The organism is Agromyces sp. NPDC056523, assembly GCF_042794545.1.
Taxonomy (GTDB): Bacteria; Actinomycetota; Actinomycetes; order Actinomycetales; family Microbacteriaceae; genus Agromyces.
Genome location: NZ_JBHTTM010000004.1, coordinates 301,582 through 325,149, shown reverse-complemented (window position 1 = coordinate 325,149; position 23,568 = coordinate 301,582). Strand labels below are relative to the sequence as shown.

21 protein-coding genes and 1 tRNA gene are annotated in these 23,568 nt (G+C 71.5%); 13 read left to right on the top strand and 9 right to left on the bottom strand.

Annotated elements, in window-relative coordinates; all coding sequences use genetic code 11:
* Positions 1-163: 163 nt before the first annotated feature.
* Together ACFQ58_RS14920 and ACFQ58_RS14915 are read right to left on the bottom strand one after the other, a co-directional pair.
* Positions 164-1,168 (bottom strand): isopenicillin N synthase family dioxygenase, encoded by a 1,005-nt coding sequence (locus ACFQ58_RS14920; RefSeq protein ID WP_376951940.1) that lies wholly within the window; start codon positions 1,166-1,168, stop codon positions 164-166.
* Between the two features lie 316 nt (positions 1,169-1,484).
* Entirely contained in the window at positions 1,485-2,204 is a 720-nt protein-coding gene (locus tag ACFQ58_RS14915; RefSeq protein WP_376951939.1) for a LysE/ArgO family amino acid transporter, read from the bottom strand.
* Between the two features lie 70 nt (positions 2,205-2,274).
* On the opposite strand from ACFQ58_RS14915, the gene ACFQ58_RS14910 reads away from it, so the two are divergent.
* Positions 2,275-3,174 carry a LysR family transcriptional regulator ArgP gene (locus tag ACFQ58_RS14910; RefSeq protein WP_376951938.1) on the top strand — a complete coding sequence of 300 codons (900 nt, stop codon included), beginning with the start codon at positions 2,275-2,277 and terminating at the stop codon, positions 3,172-3,174.
* Here the strand turns inward: ACFQ58_RS14910 and dgt are convergent.
* The 3 genes from dgt to ACFQ58_RS14895 all read right to left on the bottom strand — a co-directional run bounded on the left by dgt (position 3,171) and on the right by ACFQ58_RS14895 (position 6,508).
* A complete protein-coding gene (dgt, locus tag ACFQ58_RS14905) occupies positions 3,171-4,682 on the bottom strand; it encodes a dGTP triphosphohydrolase (protein WP_376951937.1) in 1,512 nt (503 codons plus the stop codon). The genes ACFQ58_RS14910 and dgt overlap by 4 nt on opposite strands.
* Positions 4,683-4,696: 14 nt before the next feature.
* Positions 4,697-5,914, bottom strand: coding sequence for a pyridoxal phosphate-dependent aminotransferase (locus ACFQ58_RS14900; protein ID WP_376951936.1), 1,218 nt, complete (start codon positions 5,912-5,914; stop codon positions 4,697-4,699).
* 180 nt (positions 5,915-6,094) lie between these two features.
* Entirely contained in the window at positions 6,095-6,508 is a 414-nt protein-coding gene (locus tag ACFQ58_RS14895; RefSeq protein WP_376951934.1) for a hypothetical protein, read from the bottom strand.
* 184 nt (positions 6,509-6,692) lie between these two features.
* Between ACFQ58_RS14895 and ACFQ58_RS14890 the strand changes: the two genes are divergently transcribed.
* The 6 genes from ACFQ58_RS14890 (at position 6,693) to rplA (ending at position 12,648) form a co-directional block, all read left to right on the top strand.
* Positions 6,693-9,815, top strand: a complete 3,123-nt coding sequence (locus tag ACFQ58_RS14890; protein WP_376952033.1) for a hypothetical protein — start codon at positions 6,693-6,695, stop codon at positions 9,813-9,815.
* Positions 9,816-9,879: 64 nt separating this feature from the next.
* Positions 9,880-9,952, top strand: a tRNA-Trp gene (locus tag ACFQ58_RS14885).
* Positions 9,953-9,993: 41 nt separating this feature from the next.
* Entirely contained in the window at positions 9,994-10,269 is a 276-nt protein-coding gene (secE, locus tag ACFQ58_RS14880) for a preprotein translocase subunit SecE (protein WP_376951933.1), read from the top strand.
* A 66-nt stretch (positions 10,270-10,335) separates the two neighbouring features.
* Positions 10,336-11,259, top strand: coding sequence for a transcription termination/antitermination protein NusG (nusG, locus tag ACFQ58_RS14875; protein WP_376951932.1), 924 nt, complete (start codon positions 10,336-10,338; stop codon positions 11,257-11,259).
* Positions 11,260-11,431: 172 nt separating this feature from the next.
* Positions 11,432-11,860 (top strand): 50S ribosomal protein L11, encoded by a 429-nt coding sequence (rplK, locus tag ACFQ58_RS14870; RefSeq protein WP_092672809.1) that lies wholly within the window; start codon positions 11,432-11,434, stop codon positions 11,858-11,860.
* Positions 11,861-11,958: 98 nt separating this feature from the next.
* A complete protein-coding gene (rplA, locus tag ACFQ58_RS14865) occupies positions 11,959-12,648 on the top strand; it encodes a 50S ribosomal protein L1 (RefSeq protein ID WP_092672806.1) in 690 nt (229 codons plus the stop codon).
* Between the two features lie 104 nt (positions 12,649-12,752).
* On the opposite strand, the gene ACFQ58_RS14860 is transcribed toward rplA, so the two are convergent.
* On the bottom strand, positions 12,753-12,974 hold the full coding sequence (locus ACFQ58_RS14860) for a hypothetical protein (RefSeq protein WP_376951931.1): 222 nt from the start codon (positions 12,972-12,974) through the stop codon (positions 12,753-12,755).
* Between the two features lie 37 nt (positions 12,975-13,011).
* A complete protein-coding gene (locus tag ACFQ58_RS14855) occupies positions 13,012-13,281 on the bottom strand; it encodes an acylphosphatase (RefSeq protein WP_376951930.1) in 270 nt (89 codons plus the stop codon).
* 85 nt (positions 13,282-13,366) lie between these two features.
* Between ACFQ58_RS14855 and ACFQ58_RS14850 the strand changes: the two genes are divergently transcribed.
* The 4 genes from ACFQ58_RS14850 (at position 13,367) to ACFQ58_RS14835 (ending at position 17,520) form a co-directional block, all read left to right on the top strand.
* Complete coding sequence (locus ACFQ58_RS14850) at positions 13,367-13,723, top strand: iron chaperone (RefSeq protein WP_376951929.1); 357 nt, start codon at positions 13,367-13,369, stop codon at positions 13,721-13,723.
* Between the two features lie 27 nt (positions 13,724-13,750).
* Positions 13,751-15,379, top strand: coding sequence for a LuxR C-terminal-related transcriptional regulator (locus ACFQ58_RS14845; protein ID WP_376951928.1), 1,629 nt, complete (start codon positions 13,751-13,753; stop codon positions 15,377-15,379).
* A 49-nt stretch (positions 15,380-15,428) separates the two neighbouring features.
* Positions 15,429-17,051 (top strand): LuxR C-terminal-related transcriptional regulator, encoded by a 1,623-nt coding sequence (locus ACFQ58_RS14840; RefSeq protein WP_376951927.1) that lies wholly within the window; start codon positions 15,429-15,431, stop codon positions 17,049-17,051.
* Between the two features lie 94 nt (positions 17,052-17,145).
* Positions 17,146-17,520, top strand: a complete 375-nt coding sequence (locus tag ACFQ58_RS14835) for a hypothetical protein (protein ID WP_376951926.1) — start codon at positions 17,146-17,148, stop codon at positions 17,518-17,520.
* Here ACFQ58_RS14835 and ACFQ58_RS14830 read toward each other — a convergent pair.
* A complete protein-coding gene (locus tag ACFQ58_RS14830) occupies positions 17,517-19,040 on the bottom strand; it encodes an APC family permease (protein ID WP_376951925.1) in 1,524 nt (507 codons plus the stop codon). The genes ACFQ58_RS14835 and ACFQ58_RS14830 overlap by 4 nt on opposite strands.
* A gap of 223 nt (positions 19,041-19,263) precedes the next feature.
* On the opposite strand from ACFQ58_RS14830, the gene ACFQ58_RS14825 reads away from it, so the two are divergent.
* Positions 19,264-20,898, top strand: a complete 1,635-nt coding sequence (locus ACFQ58_RS14825) for a LuxR C-terminal-related transcriptional regulator (protein ID WP_376951924.1) — start codon at positions 19,264-19,266, stop codon at positions 20,896-20,898.
* 87 nt (positions 20,899-20,985) lie between these two features.
* Positions 20,986-22,134 (top strand): flavin-containing monooxygenase, encoded by a 1,149-nt coding sequence (locus ACFQ58_RS14820; protein ID WP_376951923.1) that lies wholly within the window; start codon positions 20,986-20,988, stop codon positions 22,132-22,134.
* Between the two features lie 50 nt (positions 22,135-22,184).
* On the opposite strand, the gene ACFQ58_RS14815 is transcribed toward ACFQ58_RS14820, so the two are convergent.
* Positions 22,185-23,549, bottom strand: a complete 1,365-nt coding sequence (locus ACFQ58_RS14815; protein ID WP_376951922.1) for an NAD-dependent succinate-semialdehyde dehydrogenase — start codon at positions 23,547-23,549, stop codon at positions 22,185-22,187.
* Positions 23,550-23,568 lie beyond the last annotated feature (19 nt).

Below are 23,568 nucleotides of genomic sequence, written 5' to 3'. Positions count from 1 at the left end.
ACGGATGCGTCTGCTGGCGATCGGGAGACGTGATGTCCTTCGCGAATCAGGTGGAAAGGTATCCGGCGGATACCTTTCCACCGGGTTCTGAGATGGGATGCCATGTCGCGACGAGACGAGAGGGTCTCGGTACGCGACTGCGGCGCGACTCGACCACCGACGCTCAGGCGCCGACGAGGAGGCGCGGGTGCTGCGCCTCGACGACGTTGGGGTGCGCGCGGAGCCGGCTCTTCAACCAGTTCTCGCCGAAGACCGCGTGGAGCGGGTTCGCCGGGTCCTGCGTGACTCCCGGTGCCTCCGCCGCGAGCGCCGGCGGCAGGTCGATGGTCGGAACCGTGGCGTCGAGCGCCGGGCCGTGGAAGTAGGGGATCGAGATGCGCTCGGTGCCCGGCGCGGGGGAGACCACGCGGTGCAGGGTCGCCTTGAGGTAGCCGTTCGTGGCGATCTCGAGGAGCTCGCCGATGTTCACGATGAACGCGCCCGACGGGGCGACCACGTCGATCCACTCGCCGTCCTTCTCGACCTGCAGTCCGGCCTTGCCGTCCTCGACCGAGAGCAGGGTGAGCACGCCGAGGTCCTTGTGCGCGCCGACGCCTTGCGCGGGCTGCTCCGACTCGACGCCCGGGTACCGCACGATCTTCATGTATGGCGACGGCTGTGCGAACGCGGCGTCGAAGGTGTCGGATGGCGCGCCGAGCGCCTCGGCCCACGCACCCAGCAGTCGCGTGCCGACCTCGTCGAGGCGCGCGATCCACTCCTCGGCGACGTCGCGCAGCTCGGGCAGCGCCGCGGGCCACAGGTTCGGCCCCTGCAGCACCCAGTAGTCCGGGGTGTCGGCCGTCATCTCGACGGCAGGTCGCTCGGCGCCGATGTCGATCTGCTCGCGGATGTCGACGCGGCCGAGCGTGCGCTCGCCGCCCATGCGCGTGTAGCCGCGGAAGTGCGGGCTCTTCACGTTCTCGATCGCCAGCTTGTGCGACTCGGGCAGTGCGAAGAAGGCGCGAGCAGCGGCGTACGCGCGCTCGACGAGCTCGGCCGGCACGCCGTGGCCGATCAGCGAGAAGAAGCCGACCTCGTGGGTCGCGCGACGCAGGTCGTCGCGGAACTGCGCCTGCTGCTCGGCGGTGCCGTTGAGGAGGGAGAGGTCGAGGACGGGGATGCCGGACATGTGCTGGTCCTTTCAAGGTGCCGGGGTGGTGCGCCGACGGTGTGGCGGCCCCGGCATCCGTTGAGGTCGGCTCCGTGGCATCCGAATCGAGGGAGGTGCCTCGAGGTGGGATGTCGCGGAGCTGACGCGGACGCGTCGGATGCGGCGTGAGCCAGGGGCTGCGGTCGGCGGCGCGTGAGGAATCGCGCCCTGGGATCGTCGGGGAGACGATCGCCTAGCGGCGACAGCAGCGACAGGTGATGGTGCTCACGATGCGGACACGCTAGCACGGGCGGGCGTGGCATCCGCAACCCCAGTTCGGGGCGAAGGCCTCGGGTCAGGCGGGCAGCACGAGCGAGAAGGCGATCGCGACCATGACGACCGCGATGATGCCGTCGAGGACGCGCCACGCGCGCGGGCTCGCCAGCACGCGGCCGAGCAGCCGAGCGCCGTACGCGAGCGAGAAGAACCAGACGAGGCTGGCGAGCATCGCCCCGGCGGCGAAGATCCAGCGCTGGTCGCCGTGGGTGGCGCCGACCGACCCGAGCAGGATCACCGTGTCGAGGTACACGTGCGGGTTCAGCCACGTGAGCGCGAGGCACGTGAGCACCACGAGTACCACCGTCGGTCGAGCTCGCACTCCGGTGGTAGAGGAGGTCGCGACAGCGACCGTACCGAGACCACCTTCGCGCGAACCGATTTCGGTCCGCGCCTGCGACGCTCCTCGACCACCGGTGGGCTCCTCGTCGTCGACGCGCAGGCCCGACTCGCCCCCGCGGAGCGCGCGGCGCGCCGCGAGCAGTCCGTACCCCACGAGGAACGCCGCGCCGGCCCAGCGCGCGACGCCGATGAGCCACGGCGCCGCCTGCAGGGCCGCACCCATCCCGCCGACGCCCGCCGCGATCAGCACGGCGTCGGAGACCGCGCAGATCGCGGCGACGATGAGCACGTGCTCGCGCCGGATGCCCTGGCGCAGCACGAACACGTTCTGTGCGCCGATCGCGACGATCAGCGAGAAGCCGAGGCCGAGGCCGGCGACGAGCGCGGTGAGGTCCATGCGATCGAGGCTAGGCAGCCCGCAACATGAAATCCAGCTCAGGATTCTTCATCGGCATTAGCATCGTTTCATGAAGATACCGCTCGATCTCGCCCGCACGCTCGCCGCCGTCGTCGACGCCGGCACGTTCGAGGCGGCGGCGGCCGACCTCAGCGTGACACCGTCCGCCGTGTCGCAGCGCGTCAAGCAGCTCGAGCAGCGCCTCGGCCGCGTGCTCGTGGTGCGCTCGAAGCCGGTCCGCGTGACGGAAGCGGGTGCGGCGGTCGTCCGGCTCGCGCGCCAGCTCGCGCTGCTCGAGCACGACGCGCTCGCCGCGTTCGGCGGCGAGGACGCGACATCCGCTCGCCCCACGACCGTGCCGCTCGCCGTCAACGCGGATTCGCTCGGCACGTGGTTCCTTCCCGCGCTCGCCCGGATCGCCGAACGGCACCCCGTGGTCTTCGACCTGCACCGCCATGACCAGGACTTCACCGCCGAGCTGCTCGAGTCGGGTTCGGTGATGGGCGCGGTCACCTCGCAGGCCACGCCGGTCGCCGGATGCCTCGTCCGGCCGCTCGGCGTCATGCGCTACACCGCGGTCGCCACGCCCGACTGGATCGCGCGCTGGTGCCCCGGCGGAGTGGACGTCGGAGCACTCGGCATCGCACCGCGCGTCGACTTCGACCGGCGCGACGACCTGCAGGCCGAGTACCTGCGGCGCTTGGGAGCGGACGGCTCGGAGCCGCCGCGTCACTACGTGCCCGCGTCGAACGACTTCGCGACCGCCGTGAAGCTCGGGCTCGGCTGGGGTCTCCTGCCCGGGTTCCAGTCCGACGCGGAGCTCGCGCGCGGTGAGCTCGTAGGGATCGGCGGTCCGCCGATCGACGTGCCGCTGTACTGGCAGCAGTGGAACCTCGGCTCGCCGCTGCTCGACGCGATCGCCGACGGGATCACGCGCGACGCCCGGATCGCACTGGCGCCCGTGGCCTAGAGGTTCTGCCCGATGTCCCAGAGGCGGTCAGGGCGTCCGTCGATCGCCTCGGAGACGGCGAGCGCCTGGTCGTCGGAGAGTGACGCGACGTAGTCGATCACCCCGCGACCGACGCCGAGCGCGCGCACCTCGTGCCGGTCGGGCACGGGCACGCCCTCGGGCCGGGTCGTGCGGAGCCGCTCGTACCCGTCGCTTCCGATCTCGACGAGCTCCTTGAGGCGCTGCGGCACGCGGTCGCGGTCGTCCTCGTCGCGGATCCACGCGGTGAGGCCCTTGACCGCGCGCGTCAGCACGCGGCTCAGCCCGCGCTGGTACATCACGATGTCGGAGCGGTCGAGGATGAAGTGCCGGTGCACGAACTTGAGGATCTCGACCTCGTGCCAGGCGAGCCCGTCGAGCGTCACGAGTCCGGCCCGCACGATCCCGTCGGGCGTCGGCACGACCGACGACTGCAGGTGCGTGATCCACCGGTTCGTGAACGACGACAGCGCCCGCTCCGACGCGATCGACCCGTCGAACGGGCTCGCGAGCAGGCCGTCGACGAGGTCGTCGGCAACGACCCCGACCGCGGCTCGGAACGTCTCGTCGTCGGCGATCCACGGATCGCTCGACTTCAGCTTGCGCCGGAGCGCCTCGAGCGCGCTCCCGGGTGGGGCCCCACGCCCCAGCAGCTCGTCGGGCGCGAGCTCGCCGAGCTGCAGGCCCGACTCGATCCATCCGCGGAACTCACGGGCGACGGCACCCTGGCTGAGCAGGCCGGCGCGGTGGAAATCGTCGACGTCGTGGATCGAGTAGGCGATGTCGTCCGCGACATCCATGATCGAGCACTCGAGCGACTGCCGCAGCGGCGGGTGCCCGCGGCGGGCCTCCTCGAGGTCGGCCGCGTCGATGCCGTACGCCGAGTACTTCGGCACGTCGATGCCGTCGGGCGTGCGGCGCAGGCCGCGCGGCAGCGGTCCGTCGCCGAGCGCGTCGACGTCGAGGTACCGCGTCCACGGGTACTTCGCCACCGCCGTGCGCACCGCCGCGGTGAGGTTGAGCCCGCGCGGCGCGGCCTCGCTCACGTCGAGCGCGGTGATGATCCGGTAGCTCTGCGCGTTGCCCTCGAAGCCGTCGGTCAGTCCGAGCGTGTCGCGCGCGAGCCGGCCGAGCACGCGCTCGCCGAGGTGCCCGAACGGCGGGTGGCCGAGGTCGTGCGCGCTCGCGGCGGCCTGCACGACCACCGCATCGCAGCCGTGCTCCAGCGCGAACGCGCGGTGCGGCGACGCAGCATCCGTCAGCGACACCGAGATCGCGCGCGCGACCGCAGTGACCTTGATCGAGTGCGTGAGCCGGTTGTGGATGAGCGGGCCGGCGCCGGGCTGAGCGATGACCTGCGTCACGGCCGACAGCCGCGAGAAGTACGGCGAGAACCGGATGCGCTCGAGGTCGAGGCGGAACTGCGAGTGCTCCCCGATGACGTCGGCGCTGCTGCGCGGCTCGTGAACCAGGCGGGACGCGCGATCCATACGCGGGCTCCCGATCAGGCGAAGAGGCGCTGCAGGCGCTGGACGCCCTCGAGCAGCGGCGCGTCGCCGAGCGCGTAGCTGAACCGCAGGAACCCGCTCGGCCCGAACGCCTCGCCGGGGACCGCCGCGACCTCGGCCCGCTCCAGCATGAGGTCGGCGAGCTGGAGCGAGGTGGTCGGGGTGACGCCGTCCCACTCGCGCCCGAGCAGCCCCGAGACATCCGGGTACACGTAGAACGCCCCCTGCGGCACGGGCACCGACATGCCCTCGATCTTCGAGAGCTCGGCGACGATCGTGCGGCGGCGGCGATCGAAGGCGCGGCGCATCTCCTCGACAGCGTCCTGCGGGCCCGTGAGCGCCGCGATGCCGGCGCGCTGCGAGATGTTCGACACGTTCGACGAGAGGTGCGACTGCAGGTTCGCGGCGCCCTTGATCACGTCGGCGGGGCCCACCATCCAGCCCAGGCGCCATCCGGTCATCGCGTACGTCTTCGCGACGCCGTTCACGAGGATCGCCTGCTCGGCCAGGCCGGGCACCGCCTCGACGATCGACAGCGCGCGCGGCGGCGTCGCCGACTCGTCGTCGGCGTAGGTGAGGTTCTGGTAGATCTCGTCGGAGATGACCCAGATGCCGTGCTCGAGCGCCCACTCGCCGATCGCCTTCACCTGCTCGGGCGCGTAGACCGCACCGGTCGGGTTCGACGGCGAGACGAACAGCAGGGCCCGGGTGCGCTCGGTGCGCGCGGCCTCGAGCTGCTCGACCGTGACGAGGTAGCCCTGGTCGCTGCCCGCGAACACGTCGACCTGGCGGCCGCCCGCGAGCTTGATCGCCTCGGGGTACGTGGTCCAGTACGGCGTGGGCACGAGCACCTCGTCGCCGTCGTCGAGCAGCACCTGGAAGGCCTGGTAGACGGCCTGCTTGCCGCCGTTCGTGACGACGACCTGGCCCGCACCGACCTCGAGGCCCGAATCGCGCAGCGTCTTCGCCGCGATCGCCTCGCGCAGCTCGGGGAGGCCTGCGGCGGGCGTGTACCGGTGGTTCCGAGGATCGCGGACCGCCTCGAGGGCGGCCTCGACGATGTGCCCGGGAGTGGGGAAGTCGGGCTCGCCGGCGGCGTACGAGATGACCGGCCGGCCCTCGGCCTGGAGGGCCTTCGCCTTCGCATCGACCTTCAGGGTGGCGGACTCGGCGATGGCGGAGATGCGTGCGGAGAGACGGCGCTGATCGGTCACGCACCCAGCCTAGGACGAGGCATCCCCGCGTGTCAGCGGCGCGGTTCGCGACATCCGCCCGGAATCGAACGGATCGTCCGGACGCGATCGCGCGGGACGCCTGGCCGGGCACGGAAGGGCGCCGCGGCGGTTCCCCAGGCCGCGGCGCCGGCGCCCGCCCCCACGGGCGCGCCCTCGTCGTCAGGCGTCCCTGACTGCGAGCTCCTTGCCGTGCACCGTCAGCGCGTAGATGACGAGGATGTCGAGCGCGATGACGATCAACGACCACCAGGGTTGCGAGGTCAGGAGGAAGAGGTGGCTGATCGCGTTGATCGCGGCGAGGATGATGGCCACGACCCGTGCCCACGTCGCGCCCGTGAAGAGCGCGAGGCCGACCAGGATCAGCACGATGCCGATCAGCAGGTGCCACCAGCCCCAGCCGGACACGTCGAACAGGAACAGGCCTTCCTCGGTCGCCACGAAATACGCGCTCCCCGGTTGCAGGATCGCGATGAGGCCGTAGATCGCGTCGATGGCGCCGGCGATGATCAGGATGGTGCCGGCGAACCAGCCCCAGCCGACCCACCCGGTCACGCGGGGAGTGTCAGTCGTCATGTGGCGGTACTCCTCTCTGAGCGGCGGCCGCTGCGGGGCGCGACGAGCCTGCCGATGGCGGACACGGTACGCCTGGCGGGTGGCCCGGTGTGGGCCATACGTCCCGTGCGGATGGCGCTTTCGGGGACATGATGGGCGCGAGAAGTGGGACGATCGTCCCACTCGTGTTACGCTGCGCCGCGTGATGACGCACCCCCGGCGACGGCCCCTGCGCGTCGGGGTCGCGATCCTGATCCTGTTCGCGCTCGGGGCGGGCATCGCCGTGCTGCTCACCGACGCGCTCGGAATCCGCTCGGAGCCGGCCGACATCCCGGCGGAGACGGCGTCCGTCGCCGAGATCGCGCCGACCGCCCTGCCGCCCCGCTTCACGGACATCGACGCGCCCGACCTGCCGCGCGTGCGGGCGGCGGTCGACGAACTCGATTCCGCCGTCGCCGCGGCGTCGGGGACGGCGGGGACCGCGACACTCCGCGTGGCGATCGCGTCCGAGCCGAAGCCGGTCTCGGACGGGATCGATCGCATCGACGAGACGTACGCGCTGCAGGGCACGCCCGACGCGTTGGTGATCGCCGCGGCGACCGAGGCCGGGGCGGTGCGCGGCGTCTACGACCTGGCCGCCGCGGTGCGCGACGGCCGTCCGGTCGCCGGACGCCTCGGCGAGACCGTCGAGTCGCGCCTGCCGTTCCGCATGGCCGACCTCGGCGCGGTCGGCGTCGCGGTCGACGAGGCGGCCTGGGCGGCCGGCGACGACTACTCGCACAACTCGAAGGCGTTCGAGGATGTCATCCTGCCGGCTGCGCCTTACATCGACGAGGACGCCCTCGCGGTCGCGCGCGAGGAGTTCGACGCCTACGTCGCGCACCTGCTCGCCGAGGGCTACACCGCGGTGGCGGTGCCCGGGCTGCTCGAGTACCTCACGTTCTCCGACGTCGGCGACGGCAGTGAGGTCTACGACGCCGACGACGAGCACGTCGCGCGGGCAGTCGCGATGCGCGAGGCGTTCGGTCCGATGTGGGAGTCCGCGCACGACGCGGGCCTGCAGGTGTTCCTCCGCACCGACATGCTCGTGGTCACCACCCCGCTCGAGGAGTACCTCGAAGAGCGGTTCGGCGGCCTCGCCACCGAGGACCCGGCCTTCTGGGAGGTCTACGCGGCGGGCCTCGACGAGCTCTACCGCGAGATGCCGTACCTCGACGGCGTGCTGATCCGGATCGGCGAGGCCGGCCAGGTGTACGACCTGCCCGAGTGGGACTACCGCAGCGAGCTCGCCGTCACGACGGTCGACGCCGTCCGCGCGATGCTCACGACCCTGCTTGCGCAGGCCGAGCGGGCCGACCGCGAGCTCATCTTCCGCACCTGGAGCGTCGGCGTCGGCGCCGTCGGCGACATGCACACGGACCCCGATTCGTATGGGGCGGTGCTCGACGGCATCGACTCCGATCGGCTCATCGTGTCGACCAAGTACTCGCTCGGCGACTTCTACAGCCACCTGCCGATCAACGACACGCTCGAGGTCGGCGACCACCGCCGCATCATCGAGTTCCAGAGCCGCCGCGAGTTCGAGAACTTCGGCGCGTTCCCGAACGACCTCGGACCGCTCTACGCCCACGCCTTCGACCGCCTGCTCGCGGCGAATCCGCAGATCGAGGGCATCTGGACCTGGACGCAGGACGGCGGACCATGGCGCGCAGGGCCGCTCTCGCTCGAGTTGAAGGCGGGCTTCTGGCAGCTCGCCGAGCTCAACACCGAGCTCGCCGTCCGGCTCGCGCGCGATCCGTCGCTCGACCCGGCCGAGGTCACCGCCGACTGGGCCCGACGCTGGTTCTCGGATGATCCGGAGACCGTGCGCGCGATCGCCGAGGCCATGGCGTCGTCGCGCGAGGCGATCACGGACGGCCTCTACATCGGGCCCTTCGCCGACCGGCGCGTGTTCGCGATCGGCCTCGAGCCCCCGCCCATGATGTGGATCTTCGAATGGGACATCCTCACGGGCGACAGCGCCTCGCTCGACGTGATCTACGAGATCTCGCGGGACCACCTCGACGAGGCGATCGCGGGCGGCGAGCGGGCGCTCCATGCGGTCGACCGCATGCGAGCGGCCATCGCCGCGACGGATGCCGCGACCTGGCGGGATCCCGCCCTGCACCGGGCGTTCCTCGACACGCTCGACTACGAGGCGAGCACGCTCGGCATGCTCGCCGAGTACCGCGAGACGGTGCAGCGGAAGGCGCAGTGGCATGACACCCGCTCGCCCGAGGCATTCGCCGCGTGGGATGCCGCGCGCGCGGCGTTCCTCGAGCGGGCCGAGTCGCACGAGGCGACGTATGCGGGCGACCCGTACCTGCCCGCATTCAACCTGACGGCGTCGCGACTGGGGCTCGAACGCGCCGAGCGCGACCCCGGGATGGCGTGGGCCTCGGGGGCGATGCTCGTCGTGACGCTCGCGTGGCTCGCGTTCGGAGCCGCGGCGCGCGCCCCGCGGATCGCGCGCTGGACCGGAGCCCGCGCGGCGCGGGCGCTCTGGATCGGCGGCACCCGACCTTGGCGGGCGGCCGAGGCCGCGACGTCCCTGCGCGCGAGCGACCGGGTGCTGCTCGTCGCGGTGCCCGCCATCGCGCTCGTGCTGAGTCGCGCCATCCTGACCTGGTTCGCGGCACCGGCGCACCTGGTCGCCACGCTCGGAGCGTGGGCCGTGTTCGCGGTGGTGCTGGCCGTCGTGGCGCTCGTCGCGAGAGTGCCGTGGACGCCGCTCGCCGCGGCCGTCGGTGGGGCGGCGCTGCTGCGCGTCGCCCTCCTCTCGGCCGTGCTGGCGCCGACCGGCCCCGGCGGGTACTGGTTCGGCTTCTGGACCGACCCGGCGGCGCGGTCGGCCTACGTGACCGTGGCGTTCGCGCTGTTCGCCTGGGTGCTCGTGGCGGGCGCATGGGCGCTGGCCGCCCAGGTCGGCACGCGGAGGGCGATCGGCGCCGTCGCCCTCGCCGCCGGAACGGCCCTCGCGGCGATCGCGACCCTCGTCGGCCTCATCGGCCTCGAGCGCGCCCTCACCGCGTGGAACGACCAGATGGCGCTCCTGCCGTGGGGCCTGTCGCGCATCCTCGGCATCACCGTGTACCTCGACGTGCCCGCGGACGCCCCCTGGTGGGTCGCCGCGGCGGGTGCGATCCTGGCGCTCGGCGGCCTCGCGATGCTCCTGTTCCGCGGGCGCGCCCGGGGGAGCCGGCCCGGTTTGGCGCACCCCACGGCGTCGCATACACTTGGTGAGGTTGTTGAAGTCGACCAAGATCGATCGCGCCTTCCGGCGGGGTGAACCCCGCAGAACAGGCGTCCGGCAGGCGGCTTCGACCCTGTGATCCGGCGCCGCCGGATCGCATAGGGCGGTGGCTCAATTGGTAGAGCAGCGGTCTCCAAAACCGCAGGTTGCAGGTTCGAGTCCTGTCCGCCCTGCGAGCCGGCCGGCGATGGCCGGCCCATGAAAGGTGTACGAGGTGGCCCGGAAAGTACTCGACGAGCCCAGCGAGGACGTCGTCGCCAATGCCAAGCGCGAGCGCGCGGCACGGCGCAACCCCTTCGCCAGGATCGCCCTGTTCATCCGGCAGGTCTTCGGCGAGCTGAAGAAGGTCGTCACGCCCACCCGCCGGGAGCTCTTCAGCTTCACCACGGTGGTCCTGGTCTTCGTGATCATCATGATGGCGATCGTCTGGGGGCTCGACCAGGTGTTCAGCCTGCTGGTCGTGTACGTCTTCGGCACGCCGGGGGTCTGATCGGGCCGTCGGCCCGCACCCGCCGCGCGAACGCGCGGCACGGCAGCAGAGAAGGATTGAGGAACAGTGACCAGGAACGAGCGCGAGGACGTCGACTGGGCCACCGCCGCTGAGCAGTCGTCCGAGGTCGAGGAGTCCCAGGAGGGCGCCACCCAGGAGCACGACGAGGACTCGGTCGAGCCGGCCGAGCACCGTGCGGTGCACGTCGTCGACGACGAGGGCAACGACATCGACCTCGACGCCGTGCTCGACTCGCTCGCCGAGGCGACCGACCCCGAGGCCGACGCCGTCGTCGACGACGCACTCGAGATCGACTCGGCCGAAGAGGCCGAGGCCGCCTTCGAGGCCGTCACCGAAGAAGACGAGGAGCACGACCCCTACGACGCGTTCCGGAACGAGCTGCGGTTCCTCCCGGGCAAGTGGTACGTCGTCCACTCCTACGCCGGCTTCGAGCGCCGCGTGAAGGCGAACATCGAGCAGCGTCGCGAGACCATGGCGATGGCCGACTTCATCCACCAGGTCGAGGTCCCCATGGAGGACGTCGTCGAGATCAAGAACGGCCAGCGCAAGATGGTCACGCGAGTGCGCGTGCCCGGCTACGTGCTCGTCCGCATGGACCTCAACGAGGAGAGCTGGTCGGTCATCCGCCACACGCCGGGCGTCACCGGCTTCGTCGGCAATGCGCACAACCCGACGCCCCTCCGCTTCGAGGAGGCCTTCAACATGCTGAAGAGCCTCGTCGACATCAAGGATGTCGCGCCCGCCAAGGGTGCGAAGGGCGCTGCCGCAGGCGGTGCCGCACGCCAGATCCCCGCCGAGGTCGACTTCGAGATCGGCGAGACCATCACCATCAAGGACGGCTCGTTCGCGGGCCTGCCCGGCACGATCAACGAGATCAAGCCCGAGAGCGGCAAGCTCACCGTGCTCGTCTCGCTGTTCGAGCGCGAGACCCCGGTCGAGCTCAGCTTCGACCAGGTCACCAAGCTCTAGAACCGCACACAGACAGCGCGCAGCGACCCTCCGGTATCATCGGAGGGTTGTGCTGCGTCCAGGCAGTACTGGATCAACACGACAACAGACCACCGCAGCCCGGATCCGCCGGACCTGCGGGAGAGTGCCCCGGCCGATTCGACCGGGCGTTCGACACAGGAAGAGAGAAATCATGGCACCGAAGAAGAAGGTCACTGGTCTGATCAAGCTTCAGATCAAGGCCGGCGCCGCCAACCCCGCCCCGCCGATCGGTCCGGCGCTGGGTCAGCACGGCGTCAACATCATGGAGTTCTGCAAGGCGTACAACGCCGCGACCGAGGCCCAGCGCGGCAACGTCATCCCGGTCGAGATCACCGTCTACGAGGACCGCTCGTTCACGTTCGTCCTGAAGACCCCGCCCGCCGCCGAGCTCATCAAGAAGGCCGCCGGCGTCGCCAAGGGTTCGGGCGTCCCGCACACCACCAAGGTGGGCAAGATCACGCAGGCCCAGGTCCGCGAGATCGCCGAGTCCAAGATGGTCGACCTCAACGCCAACGACATCGACGCCGCGTCGAAGATCATCGCGGGCACCGCTCGCTCGATGGGCATCACGGTCGAATAGGACTCCGAGCGGATGCCGCGGCATCCGTCACCACAGAACTCTCATTCGTGGCAGCGCCCGCCAGGCGCGATGACCACACTCTCTCAAGGAGAACCAACATGGCACAGAAGTCCAAGGCCTACCGGGCCGCGGCCGAGAAGATCGAGGCCGGCAAGTACTACACGCCGACCGACGCCGTCGCCCTCGCGAAGCAGACCGGCTCGGCGAAGTTCGACTCGACCGTCGAGGTCGCGCTGAAGCTCGGCGTCGACCCCCGCAAGGCCGACCAAATGGTGCGCGGCACCGTCATCCTCCCGCACGGCACCGGCAAGACCGCGCGCGTCATCGTGTTCGCGACCGGCCCGGCCGCCGAGGCCGCGATCGCCGCAGGCGCCGACGAGGTCGGCGGCGCCGAGCTCATCGAGAAGGTCGCCGGCGGCTACACCGCGTTCGACGCGGCCGTCGCCACGCCCGAGCTCATGGGCCAGGTTGGCCGTCTCGGCAAGGTGCTCGGCCCGCGCGGCCTCATGCCGAACCCCAAGACCGGCACCGTGACCCCGAACCCGGCCAAGGCTGTGGAAGACATCAAGGGCGGCAAGATCGAGTTCCGCGTCGACAAGCACGCCAACGTGCACTTCGTCGTCGGCAAGGCGTCGTTCTCGCAGGAGCAGCTCGACGAGAACCTCAAGACCGCCCTCGAGGAGGTCGTGCGCCTCAAGCCGTCGAGCGCCAAGGGTCGCTACATCCAGAAGGGCGCCGTGTCGACCACGTTCGGCCCGGGCATCCCGCTCGACGTGAACTCCATCTGAGTTCCGACTCGTCGGTCGAGTCGCGCCCAGCGCGTATCGAGACCTGAAGGGCCCGCCGGTTCGCCGACGGGCCCTTCGTCGTCTCTCACGTTCGACGGTGAGGATCAGCGGTCGTCGTCGAGGGCGTCGCCGAAGTCGTCGTCCTCGTCCAGCTCGTCGTCCTCGTCGACCTCGTCGACCTCGGAGACCCCCTCGCGCTCGAGCGCGTCCAGGTCGAGCTCCTGGTCAGTGGGCACGTGCTCGCCTGCGACGGCGTCGTTGATCACGTGCTCGCGCCACTGTTCCTCGTCCTCACCGGCGGGGTCGTCGCCCCAGGCGTCGCTCATGGGTGCTCCTTCCGTGGTCGGGTCGTCGCGGCATCCGTCACCCGGTGACGCGGAAGCCCCGCTCGCCCGTCGGCTCGAGGTTCGTCGTGCTGATGGACGTGACGTCCGCCCCCGGCGGTCCGTCGTCGAGCCATCCCAGCATGGCGTCGACGGAGGGCGCGTCGCCCTCGATCTCGGCCTCGACGGCGCCGTCGGAGCGGTTGCGGATCCATCCCGCCACGCCGAGGCGCTTGGCCTCGAGGAGCGCACTGTACCGGAACCCGACCGCCTGCACACGGCCGTGGACGATGACGCGCTGCCGGATCATGCGACCCCCTCGTCATGAGGGTAGACCGCATGAGGGGGCAGCGCACGGATGCCGCGGCGCGCCGCCCGCGCGTACCATGACGCGCATGGGGGAGATGACGGACTACATCGCGGGGATCGATGAACCGGACAGGTCGGCGATGGCCGAGGTGCAGCGCGCGGCGCTCGATCTCGTGCCCGACGCGGTCGAGGGCGTGAGCTACGGGATGCCCGCGCTGCGGTACCGCGATCGGCCGCTGCTGTCGGTCATGCAGGCGAAGGGGCACATCGGGCTCTACCCGTACAGCCCTGCCGTGGTCGACGCGGTGGCGGGCGAACTCGGCGGCTACTCGTTCTCGAAGGGCACCATCCGCTTCACCGCCGACCATCCCCTGCCCGACGGACTCGTCGACCGGATCGTCGCCCTGCGCCGCGACGAGATCGACGCGGCATCCGACCGCTGACCAGAAGGCCCCAGGCCCCGGAGCGAGATGACCCAGTCCAGCACCCTCGACTCGGGTCGCGCCGCGGTGGCGGAGCGGCACTGGGCGGAGGCGTACGAGCGACTGGCCGTCGTCGACGCCGACGGCGGTCTCGCACCGCCCGACCTGGAGTTGCTCGCGACCGCCGCCCTGCTGCGAGGCGAGGGGAGGGCCGCCCTCGCCGTGATGATGCGGGCCCACGAGGCCTACGTCGTCCGAGGCGATGTGGAGAGCGGGGCCCGCGCCGCCGCGTGGATCGCCGTCTACCAGATCGAGCTCGGCGAGTTCTCGCACAGTTTCGAGTGGATCCCGAGGGCTCGTCGCCTCCTTGCCTCGCTCCCCGAACCGTCGACGTCCGTCGTCGGGCTCGCGATGGTGCCCACCACGGTCGCGTCGATCGCGAGTGGCGACTATCGCGGCGCCGAGCGACAGGCCGCGGAGATCGAGGAGATCGCGGTCGCGTTCGACGATCGGGATCTCGCCGCCATGGGGGCCTTCCTGGGCGGCTACTGCCTGCTCGAGCTGGGCGACGACGAGGCGGGCTTCGTGTACATGGACCGAGCGGTGGGTGCGGTGGCGAGCGGGGCGACCTCACCGGTCTTCTCCGGATTCATCCTGTGCACCGGCGTCGGCATGGCGCACATCGGGTTCGACCTGGGCCGGGTCGTCGCGTGGACGGCGGTCCTCGACGAGTGGTGTCGGGGCCAGCCCGAACTCGTGGCGTACGACGGCCAGCGTCATGCGCTGCGTTCCGCCCTTCTCCAGTTGCAGGGTGCCTGGGACGAGGCGTCGACCGAGGCGGAGCTCGGGATGGCGCGCTTCCGGGCGGGCGATTTCCGCGCCATGTGGGGAGCGCCCTACTGGTATGGCGAACTCCAGCGGCTCCGCGGCGCATTGCACTCCGCCGCGGAGTCGTTCCGGCGAGCCGACGAGGCGGCCTGGGATCCGCAGCCGGGCGGGGCGATGCTCCTGCTCACCGAGGGCAAGGTCGAGCGGGCGCAGGAGCAGATCCGGCGGAGCGTTGCCGATGCGGACCGGTTCATGCGGCGGCAGCGGCTTCCCGCGTTGATCGAGATCGAGATCGCGGCGGGAGACCTCGCAGCCTCGCGTCGGGCGCTCGACGAACTGCGCGCGCGGTCCGGCGCGCCCCCGTCGCCGATGCTCGCGGCCGTGATCGCGTTCGCGACGGCGCAGGTGCGGCTCGCGGAGGGCGATCCCGCCGAGGCGCTCGCGGCGGCGCGCGAGGCCGAAAGTGGATGGCGCGGTCTCGGCGTCCCCTACGAGCTCGCCCGCAGTCGCGTGCTCGCCGGGCGGGCCTTCCGGGCCCTCGGCGACATGGATCGCGCGCGGATCGAGTTCGGCGCGGCACGCGCGACGTTCACGGAGCTCGGCGCCGCCCCCGCGCTCACCGGGCTCGACCGGATCACCGGCTTCGGTCGCGCCGGCGGCCCCCTCACCGAACGGGAGATCGAGGTGCTCCGGCTCGTGTCGACCGGGCTCACGAACCGGGCGATCGCCGAGCGGCTCTCGCTCAGCGAGAAGACCGTGGCTCGGCATCTCAGCAACATCTTCGGCAAGCTCGGCCTGTCGACTCGCGCCGGCGCGACCGCGTACGCGTACGAGAACGGCCTCGTGTGACCCGCGGCAGGCGGTCCTGTTCGGGTCCGAGTGACGCCGAGGGCATGGGATGACGGCGTCCACCGCGCTCGAGGCGGGTCGAACGGCGTTCGCGGCGCGGCGCTGGGCGGAGGCATACGAGCGTCTCGCCCTCGCCGACGCGGCCGGGGGGCTCGGGCCGCTCGACCTCGAGACGCTGGCGACGGCGGCATTCCTCCGCGGCGAGTCGGCGGAGGCGGTCGACGTGCTGTCACGGGCCCATGCGGCCTGGGCGATGGCGGATGACGCGGAAGAGGCAGCGAGGACGGCGGCCTGGCTCGCCCTGTACCACATCGAGCTCGGCGACATGGTGCACTACGTCGAGTGGGCGCCGCGGGGACTTCGCCTTGCGGAGGGGCTCCCGGCCTCCAGTTCCGTGGGCGCGTTCGTCCGCATGCCGGCCGCGATCGCGCAGATGGCCAGCGGCGATCCACGGGGCGCGGCAGGACAGTTCCGCGAGATCGAGCAGCTCGCCGACGCATCCGGAGACCGCGATCTCGGGGCGCTCGCGAGGTTCGGCCGAGGGAACGCCCTCGCCGAGCTCGGCGAGGACGAGGAGGGATTCGCGTGCCTCGACGCCGCTGTGGCCGCGGTGGAGCGGGGCGAGGTACGACCCTTCGGTGCAGGTGTCATCCTCTGCACGTCGGTCGCCGACGCCCTCCTCGGCTTCGATTTCGAGCGGGCGGTTGCATGGTCGGCGGCGCTCGACCGCTGGTGTCGCGAACAGCCCGAGCTCGTCACCTACAGCGGTCAGCGGCATGCCCTGCGCGCGGCCGTCCTGCTGCTGCAGGGATCGTGGTCGGAGGCGGCCGCCTCGGCCGAGCTCGCGCTGTCGCGGTTCCGAGCCGGCGACACCCGCGCGGTGTTCGGGGCGCCGTACTACTTCGGCGAGGTCCAGCGACTGCGGGGAGCGTTCCATTCCGCCGCGGAGTCGTTCCGTCGGGCCGGGCAGACACCCTGGGACCCTCAGCCCGGCTCGGCGCTGCTGCACCTCGCCGAGGGGAAGGTCGACCGGGCTCGCGAGGAGCTGGTTCGCACCGCCGCCGCCGCCGACCGGTTCACGCGACGCAGCCTTCTTCCCGCGCTCATCGACGTCGAGGTCGCCGCCGGGAATCCCGGTGCCGCACGGCGGGCGCTCGAGCAGTTCGAAGCGCTCGCCGGCTCGGCATCGACGCCGATGTTCGCTGCCGCGCGGACGTACGCCGAGGCCCGAGTGCAGTTCGCCGAGGGTGACGTCGCGGCCGCGCTTCTCGTCGCGCGTGCCGCGGCCGACGCCTGGCGCGAGCTCGGGATCCCGTACGAGCACGCCCGGAGCAGGGTGCTCGTCGGACGCGCTCACCTCGCGACCGGCGACGCAGCCCAGGCGATCGCGGAGTTCGACGCCGCTCGCACCATCTTCCGCGACCTCGGGGCAGAACCGGCACTGGGCGAACTGGCGGACATCGTCGGAGGGCGCCGGCGCAGCATCCTCACCGACCGCGAGGTCGAGGTGCTGAGACTCGTCTCGACCGGACTCACGAACCGGGCGATCGGCGAGCAGCTCTCGCTCAGCGAGAAGACCGTGGCCCGGCACCTCAGCAACATCTTCGGCAAGCTCGGCCTCTCGACGCGAGCCGCCGCCACCGCGTACGCGTACGAGAACGGGCTCGTGTGAGCCGTCTGCATAGGATTACCCATTCGGCCGGTCCGCAGAAGATGGGATGTCCTGCCGACGCGGCGTCACGGGGCCTCGCCCTACCGTTTCCACCATGGACATCCCGATCATCGCCGGTACGGTCTCCACCGTCGTGTTCGCGGTCAGCAACCTGCCGATGCTGCGCAAGGCGCTGCGCACTCGGGATCTGTCGTCGTACAGCCTGTCGAGCATCGCGATGATCAACGCGGCCAACGGGGCGTACTCGCTCTACGTCTTCAGCCTGCCGGCCGGTCCGGTCTGGGCGCTGCACACGTTCTACCTCGTCTCGTGCGCCATCATGCTCGCCCTGTGCCTGATGCAGCGACGCGCCGCCGCCGCCCGCCGTGCCGGCGAGGGTCGGCCGATCGACGACACGCGGCCGGGCACGCGACGACGCCCCGGCACCCGTGGGCACCGAGGCGTCGTCGCGTCGGGCGTCTCCGCCTAGCGGACCGCCGCCGGCTGCTCGGCGCGCTGCCCCCGGTGCGCGCGCAGCCGCTCGGCCACCTCGATCGCGTCGCCCGCGGGGGCGTCGGAGAGCCGGTCGGGCCGCGCCACCAGCAGGTAGACGAGCCCCGTGACGAGCACGACGCCGAGCCCGATGAGCACGATCCAGTCGGTGACCAGGTCGCCCGAGGCGCCGGGCGTGGCGAGCAGGACCATCGCGAACACGCCGTAGGCGAGTGCGGCGACGTTCACGACCATGCCCCAGCGGCCGAGCGAGAAGGGTCCGGCCGGCTTCCAGCCGCGGAACCGCTGCCGGAGCGAGGCGAGCACGACCATCTGGAACGCGACGTAGATGCCGAGCACCGCGAAGGCGGTCACGGGGTACAGCAGGTCGGCGTTCAGCCAGACGAGCACGGCGATGAGCGCCGGCACGGTGCAGGCGACGATGAGCGCGTTCGCGGGGATCCTGCTGCCCTCGGTGACCTTCGAGAGCCAGCGGTGGCCGGGGATCATGCCGTCGCGCGCGAACGAGAAGAGCAGGCGGCTCGCCGCCGCCTGGAGGCTCAGCACGCACGAGAGGAACGCGGTGATCGCGACGACGAGGAACAGCTTCGCGCCGACCGGTCCGAGCGTGGACTCGAGGATGGCGGGGATCGGGTCGGCGTCCTCACCGGCGACGATGGCCTGGAGGTCGGGTGCGGCGAGCACGTAGCCGCCGAACGAGAACAACGCCGAGACGCCGCCCACGAGGATCGTGAGCATCATCGCCCGGGGGATGCGGCGGGCCGGGTTCGCGACCTCCTCGGCGACGTCGCCGCACGCCTCGAAGCCGTAGAAGAGGAAGAGCCCGGCGAGCGCGGCGCCGAAGAACGCCGTCACGTAGCTGCCCTCGCCCTCGACGCCCATGGTGTCGAAGAAGATCGAGAACTCCTGCTTGCGCTGGAAGACCAGCAGGTAGAGCCCGAGGCCGATGACGCCGATGAGCTCGGCCGCCAGGCCGATGCGCGCGACGCGCGCGAGCCACCGCGTGCCCGAGAGGTTGATGCCGAGCGCGACGAGGAGCAGCCCGAGCGTGATCCAGAGCGTGGTGTCGGCGGTGTGCTCGACGCCGAAGAGGCTCGCGGTGAAGCCCGAGCCGTACTCGGCCACGGCGGTGATCGTCACGATCATCGCCCAGATGTAGACCCATGCCGCCATCCAGGCGTATCGGCGGCCCCAGAGGCGCCGCGCCCACGGGTAGATGCCGCCGTGGATCGGGTACTGCGAGACGACCTCGCCGAAGACGAGCGACACGAGCAGCTGGCCGGCTCCGACGATGACGATCCACCAGATCGACGGCGGCCCGCCGACGGTGAGCGCCAGCGCGAACAGCGAGTACACGCCGACGAGCGGGGAGAGGTAGGTGAAGCCGAGGGCGAAGTTCGCCCAGAGGCTCATGGAGCGATTGAACGAGTCCTCGTAGCCGAGGACCTGGAGGTGTTCGCCGTCGCCGAGTTCGGCCGGCTTCGCGGGTTCGGACATATCTGCCTTTCGGGGTGATCGTCATTGATCGCGCCCTCCCACCCCGGGCGCCGGTCGCCAGCTTGCCATACCTTCGGCACTAAAGCTATAGCACCGGATGATTCACCTCGGAGTCGCGTTGCCGCGTCCGTTCCCTCGGGGCTAGCCTGACCGTGAACGTCGGTCCGCGGCGATGGTGTCCACCGCCGTCATGGCCGTCGCCGAGTCATCCGTTGGAGGCGTCATGGACGCACCGACCGCCCTCGATCAGGGTCGCACCGCATATCGGGAACACCGTTGGACCGCCGCCGTCACCGGCCTCGACGCGGCGGATCATGAGGGCGCGGTCACGGCGTCGGACCTCGAGCACCTCGCCACCGCGGCGATGCTGGTCGGGCGCTTCGAGGACGGCGTCGACCGGTTGACTCGGGCCCACGAGGCGTACCTCGGCGACGCCGATGTCGATGGCGCCGTGCGGTGCGCTGCGTGGCTCGGCATGCAGTTCATGCTCCGTGGCGATCGGGCTCGCGCGGGCGGGTGGTTCGCACGCGCGCAACGCCTTGTGGAACAGCATGAGCCGGCGCACCCAGACCACGGCTTCCTCCTCATCCCCGAGGGCCTCGCCGCGTTCTACGATGGCGACGGCGAACATGCCGCGGTCGTGTTCGAGCGGGCGGGGCAGCTCGCCCGCGCGGCCGACGACGCCGATCTCGTCGCCGTCGCCGGGCTCGGGCTCGGGCAGGCCGAGATCATGCTCGGCCGCATCGAGGCGGGCCTGGCGCTCCTCGACGAGATGATGGTCGCGGTCACCGCCGGCGAGGTGTCGCCGATCCCGTCGGGCATCGTCTACTGCGGGATGCTGCAGTGCTGCCGTCTCGCGTTCGACGTCGAGCGGGCCCACGAGTGGACCCGCGCCCTCGACCACTGGTGCGAGCAGCGGCCCGACATGGTCTCGTTCACCGGCCAGTGCCACGCGCAGCGGGCGGCGCTCTTCCTGCTGCACGGGGCCTGGTCCGAGGCGCTCGCCGCCGCCCAGGAGGCGCAGCTGCGATCGGAGCGCGGCGATCCGGACGGCCTCTTCAACGCGTGGTACCAGCACGGGGAGGTCCTGCGCCTGCGCGGCGATGCGGCCGCCGCCGAGGCCTCGTACTCGCGGGCCGCCGGCACCGGCTGGGAGCCGCAGCCCGGACTCGCGCTCCTGCGGCTCGCGGCAGGTGAGGCGCAGCTCGCGCGATCGATGATCCTCGCGGCTGCGGAGCGCGTGGACGAGGCGGAGCGCCGAGTTCTCCTCGCGGCCGTCGTGGAGATCCAGCTCGCGATGGGCGACGTGCCCGCCGCGCGCGAGGCCGCCGACGAACTGGCGACGCTGACCCGCTCGATCGCCGCGCCCATGCTGCGGGCGATCGCCGAGCAGGCCGAGGCGGCCGTGCTGCTCGGCGAGGGCGACGCCCGGGCGGCGCTCACCGCCTCGCGGCACGCGTGGGCGCGATGGCTGGAGCTCGATGTCCCGTACGAGGCGGCGCGCTGCCGCATGCTCGCGGCACGGGCGTGCCGGGCACTCGGGGACGATGCGTCCGCCGCGATGGAACTCGACGCCGCCCTGGCGGCGTTCGCGGACCTCGGCGCCGGGCAGGCGATCGCCGCGGCGGACGCGGAGTGGTCGGCATCCCGCGCGCCGAGGCCGGGCGGCCTGACCGCCCGGGAGGTCGAGGTGCTGCGGCTCGTGGCGTCCGGCCGCACGAACCGCGAGATCGCGGGCGAGCTCTACCTGAGCGAGAAGACGGTGGACCGGCACCTCAGCAACATCTTCGGCAAGCTCGGGCTGTCGTCCCGGACCGCGGCCACCGCGTTCGCCTTCCGCCACGGGCTCGCCGACTGATCGGATGCGCCCGACGGCGTGATGCCGTCCGGCGAATGGGGGATTCTCCCGACGCCGGACCGGCGTCGCACGCCTAGCGTGCCGTCCATGAACGAGACACGCCACACCAACGAGTCGGCTCGGGTCCTGGATACCGTCGTCATCGGCGGCGGGCAGGCCGGGCTGGCGATCGGCTACCACCTGGCGCGGCAGCGCCGCGACCTCCTGATCCTCGACGCGCACGAGCGCGTGGGCGATGCGTGGCGCCTGCGCTGGGATTCGCTTCGGCTGTTCACGCCGGCGAAGTACGACGGCCTCCCCGGCCTGCCGTTCCCGGGCGACCGGCTCGCGTTCCCGACCAAGGACGAACTGGCCGATTACCTCGAGTCGTACGCGATTCGCTTCGGCCTGCCCGTCCTGACGGGCGTCCGCGTGGACCGCGTTCGCCGCGACGGCGACCGGTTCCTGATCGAGGCGAGCGACCGCCGCTGGACGGCCCGGAACGTCGTGATCGCGACGGGCGGCCACCAGGTGCCGCGGGTTCCCGGGCTCGCCGAGCGGATCGGGGCCTCCGTGCTGCAGCTCCATTCGAGCGAGTACCGGAACCCGGAGCAGCTGCGGCCCGGCCCGGTGCTCGTCGTCGGGATGGGCAACTCGGGCGCGGAGATCGCGCTCGACGTGAGCCGCACGCACGCGACGACCATCGCCGGCACGCCGAGCGGCGAGCTTCCCGTGCGTCACGGCCGGGCGGCAGCGCGGTTCGTGCTGCCCGTCGTGCGGTTCGCGGGACTCCACGTCCTCACGCTCGGGACCCCGGTCGGCCGGCGCGCGCTGCCGAAGCTCGCCGCCGGCGCGGCGCCGCTGATCCGCACGAAGCGCGCCGACCTCGATGCGGCGGGTGTGGCCCGGGTCGGGCGGGTGGTCGATGTCCGGCATGGCAAACCGGTGACCGCCGAGGGCACGGCGCTCGACGTGGCGAACGTCATCTGGTGCACGGGCTACCGCGACGACCTGACGTGGCTGGAGCTGCCGGCCTTCGACGAGGACGGGACGCTCCGGCAGGAGCGGGGCGTCGTGGACGGGGTTCCCGGCCTCTACGCGATCGGGCAGGACTTCATGTATGCCGTGACCTCCGCGACCCTGCCAGGAGCGTGCCGCGACGCGGCGTACCTCGCGCGGCGCATGCGCGCCCGCCCCGCGGTACCGTCGACGACCGGTGCCGCTCGCGACGAGACGACCGCCGCGCGTGCGGCCTGATGCGACGAGCCCCCGGACCGTACGGTCCGGGGGCTCGTACGCGGTTGGCGTCAGCCGACGCGGATGAGCTTCTTGTTGACGAACTCGTCGGCGCCGAGGCGGCCCATCTCGCGGCCGGTGCCAGAGCGCTTCACGCCGCCGAAGGGCAGCTCCGCGCCATCCGCCAGCACGACGTTGACGAACACCATGCCCGCCTCGATCCCGTTCGCGACGCGGTCGGCCTGCTCGGGGTCGGTCGTGTAGACGTACGAGCCGAGGCCGAAGGGGATGTCGTTGGCGATGCGCACCGCGTCGCTCTCGTCGGTGGCGCGGTAGACCTGCGCGACCGGGCCGAAGAACTCCTCCTTCGACGCGGGGTTGTCGGACGCGACATCCGTCAGCACCGTCGTCTGGAAGAACGCGCCGTCGCGCGTGCCGCCGTGCACGAGCTTCGCACCGTGCTCGACCGCGCGCTTGACCTGCTCCTCGAGGCCCTCGGCCGCCTTGAGCGACGACAGCGGTCCGAGGGCCGAGTCGGACGAGGTCGGGTCGGTCGCCTCGACCTCGGCGAGCTTCGCCGTGAACTTCTCGAGGAACGACTCGTACAGGTCGTCGACGACGATGAAGCGCTTGGCCGCGTTGCACGACTGGCCGCTGTTGTCGAGGCGGGCGTCGACGGCGTTCTGCACGGCGGTGTCGAGGTCGTCGGTCGAGAGCAGGATGAACGGGTCGGATCCGCCCAGCTCGAGCACGACCTTCTTGAGGTGACGGCCCGCGACCTCGGCCACGGCCGCGCCGGCGCGCTCGGAGCCGGTGAGCGACACGCCCTGCACGCGCGGGTCGGCGATGACCGTCTCGATCTGCGCGTGCGAGGCGTAGATGTTGACGTAGGCGCCCGCCGGGAAGCCCGCGTCGACGAAGATCTGCTGGATCGCCGCAGCCGACTCCGGGCACTGCTCGGCGTGCTTGAGCAGGATGGTGTTGCCGATGATGAGGTTCGGCCCGGCGAAGCGCGCCACCTGGTAGTACGGGAAGTTCCACGGCATGACGCCCAGCAGCACGCCGAGCGAGCTGCGGCGGATGACGGCGGTTCCCTCGCCGGCGAGGAGCGAGACCGGCTCGTCCTTCAGGAAGTCGGCCGAGTGGTCGGCGTAGTACGTGTAGATGTCGCCCGCGAAGTCGGCCTCGGCGAGCGCCTGCTCGATCGGCTTGCCCATCTCGCGCACGATGATCTCGGCGAGTTCCTGACGGCGCTCGACGTGCAGCTCGCCGACGCGGCGGATGAGCGCGGCGCGCTCCTCGACGGTCGTCGACTTCGCCCAGGTGCGGTGCGCCTCGGTGGCCGCGGCGATGGCCGCCTGCAGCTCGTCGTCGGTGATGGTCGGGTAGGTCGTGAGGACCTCGCCCGTGGCAGGGTTGGTCACGGCATAGCTCATTGGGGATTCTCCTTCTCGG